A 9,177-nucleotide genomic window follows, 5' to 3' on the forward strand; every position below is an offset into this window, starting at 1 on the left:
CTACTGCTTAGGCTTTTAGCATAACTTCATTTTTCGCCCGCTTTTAGGGGGCGTGGTCTTATGCGCTCTTTTTCGGAATGGTACTTAAATCACAATGTTTCAACCTTCTCTCTCCTTTGCGTATGATCGGTTTTTCATTGTACACACTTTAGCAGGGAAAAGCAAGAGGGACGACGGATCTTTTTCCCCAAAAGACGCCGGCGGTGGGGAAAAGAGTTGTCTTTTCCCACGCCGCCGGTATATAATGATGCATACGATTTTGTCCTTTGGATCAGGAGCGAAAACCATGAAAAAGCTGTTGTTTATTTACAACCTCCACGCGGGAAACGGCTCTTTGCGGGGACGGCTGTCCCCCATTCTGGACGTGCTCACCCGGCAGTGGGACGTGACCGTTCATCCCACCCGGGGGGTAGGAGACGCCACTGAAACGGCCAGAGCCCGGGGCGGAGAGTTTGAACGCATCGTGTGCGCAGGGGGAGACGGTACCCTCCATGAGGTGATTACCGGCCTGATGGGCCTGCCCCGGGAGCAGCGACCCACCGTGGGCTACATCCCAGCGGGCACCACCAACGACTTTGCCAAAAACCTGTCTCTTCCCGGCAAGCTGGAGAGCCTGGCGGAGGTGGTGGCCCAGGGCAGACCCCGGCCGGTGGACGTGGGCCAGTTCAACGATCAGGATTTCCTCTATGTGGCCGCCTTCGGGGTGTTTACCGACCTGGCCTACACCACCCCCCAGCAGGCCAAGCACCTGCTGGGCCACCTGGCCTACGTGCTGGGAGTGGTCACCCGGCTGGGGGCCTTTATTCCCTATCCCATGACGGTGATCCACGACGGGAAGGTGCTGACAGGAGAATTCTGCCTGGGCTTTGTGTCCAACACCACCTCTATCGCCGGCATCAAATGTTCCCCCAATCAGCATATCGACCTGGACGACGGGCTGTTTGAGGTCATGCTGGTGCGGCAGCCAAAAAATATTTTTCAGCTCCAGACCATCGTCAAGGCTCTCACCAACGTAGAGGACGACAAGGATGGACTGGTCACCTGCTTCCGGGCCTCCCAGGTGCGCATCGTCAGCGACCAGGATCTGGCCTGGACCCTGGACGGAGAGTACGGCGGGGACCACCGGGTGGTGGACATCCACAATTTCCACCGGGCTGTCCACATTGTGTACGGAAAATAGAGGCGGGTCTGGGACCCGCCCCTACCCACGCTTCGTTTCCTGTCCGTAGGGCCGCCATATATGGCGGCCGCCGTCACGGAGCCGGACACCGGCCGGCCCAATGGCGCCGCGGCGGTTGACGGAGCGGGCGGCCACAGGCCGCCCCTATATTTGTTTTACTCTTTTTCCCACGAAGGAAGGTATACCATGGATTATCAAGCGGGAAGCTATGATATCGCCGTCATCGGGGCGGGCCACGCCGGCATCGAGGCCGCCCTGGCGGCGGCCCGGCTGGGGCTGAACACCCTGTGCTTTACGGTGAACCTGGACGCGGTGGGCAACATGCCCTGCAACCCGGCCATCGGAGGCACCGGCAAGGGCCACCTGGTCCGGGAGCTGGACGCCCTGGGGGGCGAGATGGCAAAAGCCGCCGACCGGGCCTGCATCCAGTACCGGCTGCTCAACCGGGGCAAGGGCCCGGCGGTGTGGTCCCTCCGGGCTCAGGCCGACCGCCGCCGGTACCAGGAGGTCATGAAGCACACCCTGGAGATGCAGGACAACCTGTGGGTGAAGCAGGCGGAGGTCACCGACATCCTGACGGAACAGGGCCGGGTGTCCGGGGTGCGCACGGTGTACGGGGCAATTTACCAGGTGAAGGCCGTGGTGGTGGCCACCGGCACCTTCCTGGGAGGGCGCACCATCATCGGAGAGGTGGCAAGGGACTCCGGCCCCGACGGCCTGGCCGCCGCCCTGCCTCTGACCGACAGCCTGGGCCGCCTGGGGGTGACCCTCCGGCGGTTCAAGACAGGCACGCCCCCCCGCATCCACGCCCGCAGCGTGGACTACAGCAAGCTGGAGGTGCAGCCCGGGGACGAGCAGCCCCTGCCCTTTTCCTTTGAGACCAAACAGCCCCCGGAAAACCAGGCCATCTGCTGGCTGACCTACACCAACGAAGCCACCCACCGGATCATCCGGGCCAACCTGGACCGTTCCCCCCTATACGACGGCACCATTGAGGGCATTGGCCCCCGGTACTGCCCCTCCATCGAGACCAAGATCGTCCGCTTTCCTGACAAGGAGCGGCACCAGCTCTTTCTGGAGCCCATGGGGCTGCACACCGAGGAGCTCTACCTCCAGGGCTTTTCCTCCTCGCTGCCGGAGGACGTGCAAATCCAGATGCTCCACACCATCCCCGGCCTGGAGCGGGCCGAGATGACCCGGCCCGCCTACGCCATCGAGTACGACTGCGTGGACCCCACTGAGCTTTTGCCCACCCTGGAGCACAAAAAGGTGGCGGGGCTCTACGGGGCGGGGCAGTTCAACGGCTCCTCCGGGTACGAGGAGGCCGCCGTCCAGGGCTTTGTGGCGGGGGTCAACGCCGCTTTAAAGATCTTGGGCCGGGAGCCCCTGATCCTCCGCCGGGACCAGGGGTACATTGGGGTGCTCATCGACGATCTGGTGACCAAGGGCACCAACGAGCCCTATCGGATGATGACCTCCCGCACCGAGTACCGGCTGCTCCACCGGCAGGACAACGCCGACCGGCGGCTGTGCCCCATCGGCCACGCCATCGGCCTGGTCAGCGACGAGAGGCTGGCGGCGGTGGAGGAAAAGTACGCCGCCGTGGACCGGGAGATCAAACGGCTCACCCACACCGGCACCGCCGAGGGGCGGCTGGTGGATCTGCTCCGCCGGCCGGAGAACACCTACGCCTCCCTGGCGTCTGTTGACCCAAACCGGCCGGAGTTATCCACAGAGATCGCCCAAGCGGTGGAAATCTCAGTAAAATACCAGGGGTACATTGACCGGCAGCTGCGGCAGGTGGCCGAACAGCGGAAGATGGAGGACAGGCCCCTGCCCGCCGGTCTGGATTACCTTCACATGGAGGGCCTGCGGCTGGAGGCCCGGCAGAAGCTGGACCAGATCCGGCCTCTGAACCTGGGCCAGGCCAGCCGTATCTCCGGGGTGAGTCCGGCGGATATCGCCGTGCTGATGGTCTTTTTGGAGAAATAACCAGCAGGCGGGGCGTCCAGGATGCCACCCCCCTACGTAGGGGCCGGTATTCCCGACGGCCCGCCGCATCAAAGGAGACGCTATGAAGGAAACGATTGTTCTGGGCCTTTCCGGCGGGGTGGACTCCGCCGTGGCGGCTACTCTGTTGAAAGAGCAGGGCTTTGCCGTCACCGGCCTGTATCTGGACATCGGCCTGGGTGGGACCGGCCGGGAGGACGCCGCCGCTGTGGCAGACCGGTTGGGCATTCCCTTCCGGGTGGCGGATATCCGGGCCGACCTGGAACGGCAGGTGTGCGCCCCCTTTGCCGCCGCCTACCGGGCGGGCCGCACCCCGCTGCCCTGCGCCCAGTGCAACCCCACGGTAAAGTTCCCCGCCCTCTTTCGGCTGGCGGAGGAGCTGGGCGGACGCTATGTTTCCACCGGACACTACGCCAATGTGGAAAACGGAGTGCTGAAAAAGGGCAGGCCCGCCAATGACCAGTCCTATATGCTGGCCCGGCTCTCCAGAAAGCAATTACAAAACATGATATTTCCCCTTGGAAATTACGAAAAGCGCCAGGTACGGGGGCTTGCCCAGCAGTTCGGCATTCCCGTGGCCGACAAGCCGGACTCCATGGAGATCTGCTTCATCCCCCACGGGGACTACGCCGCCTGGCTGGACGAGCGGGGTTTTTCCACGCCCGAGGGGGATTTTGTGGACAAATCCGGCCAGGTGCTGGGCCGCCACAAGGGCATCCACCACTACACCCTGGGGCAGGGGAGAGGGCTGGGGGTGTCCGGCCCTCACCGGTACTATGTGTCGGCTATTCTGCCGCAGACCAACCAGGTGGTGCTGTCCGACGGCTCCGATCTGGGCCGGGGGACGGTATTCGGGACCCAGCCCAACTGGATCGGGGTGGAGGGGCTGGACGGGCCATTGGAGGTCACCGTCCGCCTGCGTCACTCCCGCACCGAGGGGGAGGGCGTGCTCTACCCGGAGGGGGAAGGGGTCCGCATCGAGATGAGCACCCCCGCCCGGGCCCCCACGCCGGGGCAGCTGGCGGTATTCTATCTGGGAGACGTGGTGGCGGGCTCCGCCTGGATCGTCTCCAGTCAGTAACCACCCACAGAGAAAGAGAGGGATTTCCATGAAAAAGCTGTTGTGTTCCGTTTTGGCCCTGGGCCTGCTGCTGGCGGGGTGTGCCGGCGGCAACAAGGAGGCGGAGGAGACCCCCTCCGCCAACCTGCTCCAGCCCCTGGCCCTTACCGAGGAGGAGGACGCCCTGCTCAACCTGGTGGGGGGCACCCAGGCGGAGTATGGCCTGTATCAATTCGCCGCCGGGGAGGATGTGACCGGCTACACCATCGCGGTGCTGTCCTGGTCCGACGGGGCCTGGCAGACCCTGGCGGAGGGGGGACTGTCTTCCCGGCAGAGCGACTCCCTCCGGCTGGGCATTGTCCTCAGCGGGGACAAGATCACCGTCAACTTCCAGGACGGGGCGGGCCGGTACAGCTACGCCCCCACCATTTCCGACATGGACCGGGAGCTGGACAGCGGCTCCGGCCGGGGGGCCATGTGGCTGGAGTCTGACCAGACCCTCACCCCCGGGGAGCAGGTGCCCCTGTACCTGGAGGTGTACGACAGCGGCACCGGCATCCGGGCCGCCGCCCTGCCCGACACCTTCTTCGACGCCGGACAGCTCAACAGCTACGACCGGGCTTACGCTGTGGCTATCACCGCCGAGCCGTAGGGACCGGACGCCGGGGACGATGGGAGGCCACAAGGGCCGCCCCTACGAAATTTCCACTCTCAATAACGCTGAGCCTCAAAGGAGGTATCCCATGTGGAAAAAACTCCTCTCTACGATACGCTGACGTCCTTTGCCCAGAAAGATCCCCTGCGGATGCACATGCCCGGACACAAAGGAAAGGCCCTGGGAAGCCATCCCCTCACCGCCTTCTACCCTCTGGACTTTACTGAGCTGACCCCCACCGGCAATTTGTTTGACGGAGGCGGAGCCATCGAAGAGGTGGAGGATCTGTGGGCGGAGGTGTTCCACATGGACAGCTGTCTGTTTCTCACCGGCGGCTCCACCCAGGGGGTCCTTACCGCCCTTACTCTGGCCTGCCATCCCGGAGAGGAGATCCTGCTGGACCGGGGCTGCCACCGTTCCGCCTTCAACGCCCTGGCCCTGCTGGATCTCCACCCCATCTACGTGGACCGGCCCTGGCTGGGGGATGTGGGCGTCACCGGCCCCATCGACCCCAAAAGGGTGGAAGCCCTGCTGGAGGCCCACCCAAACGTGAAAACACTTTGCATTACTTCACCTACATATTACGGTGTGTTGTCAGATATTCCCGCCCTGACGGAGCTGATGTCCGCCCGGGGCGGGGTGCTGGTGGTGGATGGGGCCCATGGGGCCCATCTGCCTTTTTTGGGGGTGGACCATATTTCCTCTGCCCATTTGGCGGTGGTATCCGCCCACAAGACTCTTCCGGCTCCGGGTCAGTCCGCCCTGCTGCTGGCCAATCCCCCGTTTACCCAGGCTGACCTCCGGCGGATAGGGAGCATTTACGGCTCTTCCAGCCCTTCCTATCCCATGATGGCCGCTCTGGACCTGTGCCGGGCCTATATGGAGAAGGAGGGGAGAAAAGCCTACCGGCGGACAGCAGAGGCGGTAGCCGCCTTCCGGCGGGACTTTCCCGCCCTTACCAGCAACTACGCTCCCCTGGACCCCACACGGCTCACCCTGCTGTCCCCCCACGGCTTTGAGGCGCAGGCGGCGCTGGAGGCACAGAACGTGTGGCCCGAAATGGCTGACGGAGGGCATGTGGTGCTTATCCCCACCTGCGCCGACAGCGCCGCTGATTTGATCCGGCTGCGGTCGGCCCTGTCCAACCTCCCTCTGGGACCCTGTCCCGGCTATCCGCCGCCGCCCCCTATGGCCCCTCAGATCCTTTCTCCCCGGCAGGCCCTGCTGGCCCCGGCGGAGCAATTGCCTCTGGACCGGGCGGAGGGCCGGGTGGCCGCCGGACAGATCGCCCCCTATCCACCGGGCGTGCCCGTGGTGGCTCCGGGAGAGATCATTGAGAAAAAAACTATCGCATATTTGGAGGAAATAGGGTATAATACAAGGCAAGTGATTTTGGCGGCCCCTTTGTGTGTGGAGGGAAACCGCTGATGTTACCCCATGAACTGCGCAGGAGGGATACCTATGAAGCTGGTTCTTGCCATCATCAATCACGACGACGCCAACACCGTCACTCAAAACCTGACCAAGAAGGGTTTTTCTTCCACCAAGCTGGCCACCACCGGCGGCTTTCTCATGGCGGGCAACGTGACCATCCTCATCGGCGTGGACGAGGAGAAGGTACAGACCGTCATTGATATCATCAAGGAGCACTCCCACTCCCGGAAGCAGATGATCCCCACCACCACCGAGATGAGCTATGGCTACTACCCCTCCATGCCGGTGGAGGTAGTGGTGGGCGGGGCCACCATTTTTGTGGTGGACATCGAACGCTTCGAGCGGGTGTAAAATGGATCTGTCGGCGCTGGCGGGCAACGGCCCCCTGAAACGGCAGCTCTCCCTGGAGACCGCCCGGCATGGACTGTCCCACGCCTATATTCTCAACGGGCCCCCGGGATCGGGCAAGCATACCCTGGCGGGGCTGCTGGCCGCCGCCTTTGTGTGTACCGGCGGGGGAGAGGTCCCCTGCTTCTCCTGCCCCGGCTGCAAAAAGGCCGCCAAGGGCATCCACCCGGACATCATCCGGGCCGGGGGAGAGGGAGACGAGCTCAACGTGGCCCGGGTGCGGGCCCTGCGGAGCGACGCTTACATCAAGCCCAATGAGGCACCCAGAAAGGTGTACATTCTGGAGCATGCCCAGGATCTGAATCAACCCAGCCAAAACGCTCTGCTCAAGCTGCTGGAGGAGGGACCCCCTTACGCCGCCTTCCTGCTGCTGGCCGACAACGCCGCGGCCCTGCTGCCCACGGTGCGCTCCCGATGCCAGATACTCAACCTGTCCCCAGTGACGGCGGAGGAGGCGGAGCACTGGCTGGCCGCCCGGTTCCCGGACAAAAGCCCGGGGGCCCGGGCCGACGCCGCCTGCCGGTGCCAGGGGATTTTGGGCCGGGCGGTGGAGCTGCTGGATGGCGGCTGCGTGGACGGCAAGGCCCAGGAAGAAGCCGCCCGGCTGCTGGAACTGCTGTGCCGCCGGGATGAGCTGGCTCTGATGGAATTCTGTGTGGCGCTGGAACGGGACAAATGGGACCGGGACAGCCTTACCGCCCTGCTGGACCAGTTGATCCTGTTGCTGCGGGACGCCCTGGTATACGGCGCCGGAGGGGCAGTGGAGGAGGACAGACGGGCCCAGGCCTCCCTGGCCGCTCAGAGCCTGTCCCAAAAGGCTGCTCTCCAGGCGGTGGAGCTGGCCGAGAAGCTGCGGACCGCCTGCGGCTCCAACGTGGGCGTAGGCCATGTGGCCGGCTGGCTGGGCGCAGGTCTGGCCGGCATCCGGTAGGGGAGAGGAGCCTTCCATACCGCTCCGGGCCCTACTTTTTTGAGACAACTTGGAGGTAACCATGACCGAGATCATCGGCGTCCGCTTTAAAAGCGGGGGCAAGCAATACTATTTCGACCCCCGGGGGGAGCAGGTCTCTCCCGGCCAGGGGGTCATTATCGAGACCTCCCGGGGCCTGGAGTACGGCGAATGCGCCCAGGGGAACACCATGGTAGAGGACGAAGAGGTGGTCCAGCCTCTGCGCCCCCTGGTGCGGCTGGCCACCGATAAGGACCTGGAAACGGTGGCAAAAAACCGGGAGAAGGAAAAGCGGGCCTTTTCCATCTGTCTGGAAAAAATCGCCGCCCATGGCCTGGATATGAAGCTGGTGGAGGTGGAGTACAGCTTTGAGGGGAACAAGATCCTCTTTTTCTTCACCTCCGACGGACGGGTGGATTTCCGGGCTCTGGTGAAGGATCTGGCAGGGGTGTTCCACGCCCGCATCGAGCTGCGGCAGATCGGCGTCCGGGACGAGGCTAAAATGCTGGGGGGCCTGGGTATCTGCGGCCGCCCCCTGTGCTGCTCCTCCTTTTTGGACGAGTTTCAGCCGGTATCCATTAAAATGGCCAAGACTCAGAACCTGTCCCTGAACCCCACCAAGATCTCGGGCACCTGCGGGCGGCTCATGTGCTGCCTGAAGTATGAGCAGGAGGCCTATGAGGACGCGGTACACCGGATGCCCAAAAACGACTCCTTCGTGGAAACTCCCGAGGGGGTGGGCAACATCTGCCAGCTGGACCTGCTGAAGGAGACCGTGAAGGTGCGCCTGGAGGGGGCCCAGCCTGACACTCCCAAGACCTTCCACCACAGCGAGGTGCGGGTGGTGCGCAGCGGCAAGGGCAAGCGGCCGGAGGACTATGTAGCCCCGCCTATGGAGGAGCTGGCCAAGCTGCGGAAGGTGACCCCCGTGGAGGAGCCCCGTACCCTGTCCACCGGCATTTCTGCCGCCCTTACCAGCCTGGGCATGGGAGAGGAGCCTGCCGAGTCCCGCCGGAACAGCGGCCGCCGCCGCCGTCGGAGCGGAGGGGAGCAGCAGGCTCAGCAGCCCCGGCGGGAGGAAAACAGGCCCGCTCAAAAGACTGCCCAGCCCAAGCCCCAGCAGCGGCCCAGGACCGAGACCAAGCACAAGGCCGAGACCAAACCGGTCACGGAAAAGCCCGCCGCCGAGGGTCAGCAGGGCGGGGAGAAGAAGCGGCCCCGCCGCCGCTATCATAGAAAGCCCCGGGGAGACAAGCCCCAGAATCCCGGAACGTAATCAACAGGCGCCTGCCAAAAACGGCAGGCGCCTGTTTGGTTTTGGAACGGGTCAGCGGGCGACCGCGGTCGCCTCTACAACAGCTCCACTCCGCGCAAAAAAGGGCCTGTTGCAAAATACGCAAAGTGCACAACCCCCGTCATTCCGAGAAAAACGACCGCCCAGTGGGCGGTCGTTTTTCGTGGGAATCCGTCTCCTTTTGCTG

8 protein-coding genes are annotated in these 9,177 nt (G+C 64.0%); all 8 read left to right on the plus strand.

The window, feature by feature from the left end:
* Positions 1-286 precede the first annotated feature (286 nt).
* The 8 genes from H6B51_RS14990 (at position 287) to H6B51_RS18190 (ending at position 8,972) form a co-directional block, all read left to right on the plus strand.
* Positions 287-1,180 carry a diacylglycerol/lipid kinase family protein gene (locus tag H6B51_RS14990; protein WP_204884454.1) on the plus strand — a complete coding sequence of 298 codons (894 nt, stop codon included), beginning with the start codon at positions 287-289 and terminating at the stop codon, positions 1,178-1,180.
* Positions 1,181-1,366: 186 nt separating this feature from the next.
* A complete protein-coding gene (gene mnmG, locus H6B51_RS14995; RefSeq protein WP_204884455.1) occupies positions 1,367-3,172 on the plus strand; it encodes a tRNA uridine-5-carboxymethylaminomethyl(34) synthesis enzyme MnmG in 1,806 nt (601 codons plus the stop codon).
* An 82-nt stretch (positions 3,173-3,254) separates the two neighbouring features.
* Positions 3,255-4,271 (plus strand): tRNA 2-thiouridine(34) synthase MnmA, encoded by a 1,017-nt coding sequence (mnmA, locus tag H6B51_RS15000; protein ID WP_204884456.1) that lies wholly within the window; start codon positions 3,255-3,257, stop codon positions 4,269-4,271.
* Positions 4,272-4,299: 28 nt separating this feature from the next.
* On the plus strand, positions 4,300-4,902 hold the full coding sequence (locus tag H6B51_RS15005) for a hypothetical protein (RefSeq protein WP_204884457.1): 603 nt from the start codon (positions 4,300-4,302) through the stop codon (positions 4,900-4,902).
* 93 nt (positions 4,903-4,995) lie between these two features.
* The gene (locus H6B51_RS18350) at positions 4,996-6,333 is read left to right on the plus strand and encodes an aminotransferase class I/II-fold pyridoxal phosphate-dependent enzyme (protein ID WP_204884458.1); all 1,338 of its coding nucleotides are present in this window, start codon (positions 4,996-4,998) and stop codon (positions 6,331-6,333) included.
* A gap of 33 nt (positions 6,334-6,366) precedes the next feature.
* The gene (locus tag H6B51_RS15015; protein WP_204884459.1) at positions 6,367-6,690 is read left to right on the plus strand and encodes a cyclic-di-AMP receptor; all 324 of its coding nucleotides are present in this window, start codon (positions 6,367-6,369) and stop codon (positions 6,688-6,690) included.
* Between the two features lies 1 nt (position 6,691).
* Positions 6,692-7,678 carry a DNA polymerase III subunit gene (locus H6B51_RS15020; protein WP_204884460.1) on the plus strand — a complete coding sequence of 329 codons (987 nt, stop codon included), beginning with the start codon at positions 6,692-6,694 and terminating at the stop codon, positions 7,676-7,678.
* Between the two features lie 61 nt (positions 7,679-7,739).
* Entirely contained in the window at positions 7,740-8,972 is a 1,233-nt protein-coding gene (locus H6B51_RS18190) for a PSP1 domain-containing protein (RefSeq protein ID WP_204884461.1), read from the plus strand.
* Positions 8,973-9,177: the final 205 nt, after the last annotated feature.

The sequence above is a fragment of the Pseudoflavonifractor phocaeensis genome (genome assembly GCF_016901955.1).
Taxonomy (GTDB): Bacteria; Bacillota; Clostridia; order Oscillospirales; family Oscillospiraceae; genus Flavonifractor; species Flavonifractor phocaeensis_A.

Coding starts and splice junctions, on each gene's coding strand:
- H6B51_RS14990 (WP_204884454.1), top strand. CDS start 287: ATGAAAAAGCTGTTGTTTATTTACAACCTCCACGCGGGAAACGGCTCT.
- H6B51_RS18190 (WP_204884461.1), top strand. CDS start 7,740: ATGACCGAGATCATCGGCGTCCGCTTTAAAAGCGGGGGCAAGCAATAC.
- mnmA (WP_204884456.1), top strand. CDS start 3,255: ATGAAGGAAACGATTGTTCTGGGCCTTTCCGGCGGGGTGGACTCCGCC.
- H6B51_RS15005 (WP_204884457.1), top strand. CDS start 4,300: ATGAAAAAGCTGTTGTGTTCCGTTTTGGCCCTGGGCCTGCTGCTGGCG.
- H6B51_RS15020 (WP_204884460.1), top strand. CDS start 6,692: ATGGATCTGTCGGCGCTGGCGGGCAACGGCCCCCTGAAACGGCAGCTC.
- mnmG (WP_204884455.1), top strand. CDS start 1,367: ATGGATTATCAAGCGGGAAGCTATGATATCGCCGTCATCGGGGCGGGC.
- H6B51_RS15015 (WP_204884459.1), top strand. CDS start 6,367: ATGAAGCTGGTTCTTGCCATCATCAATCACGACGACGCCAACACCGTC.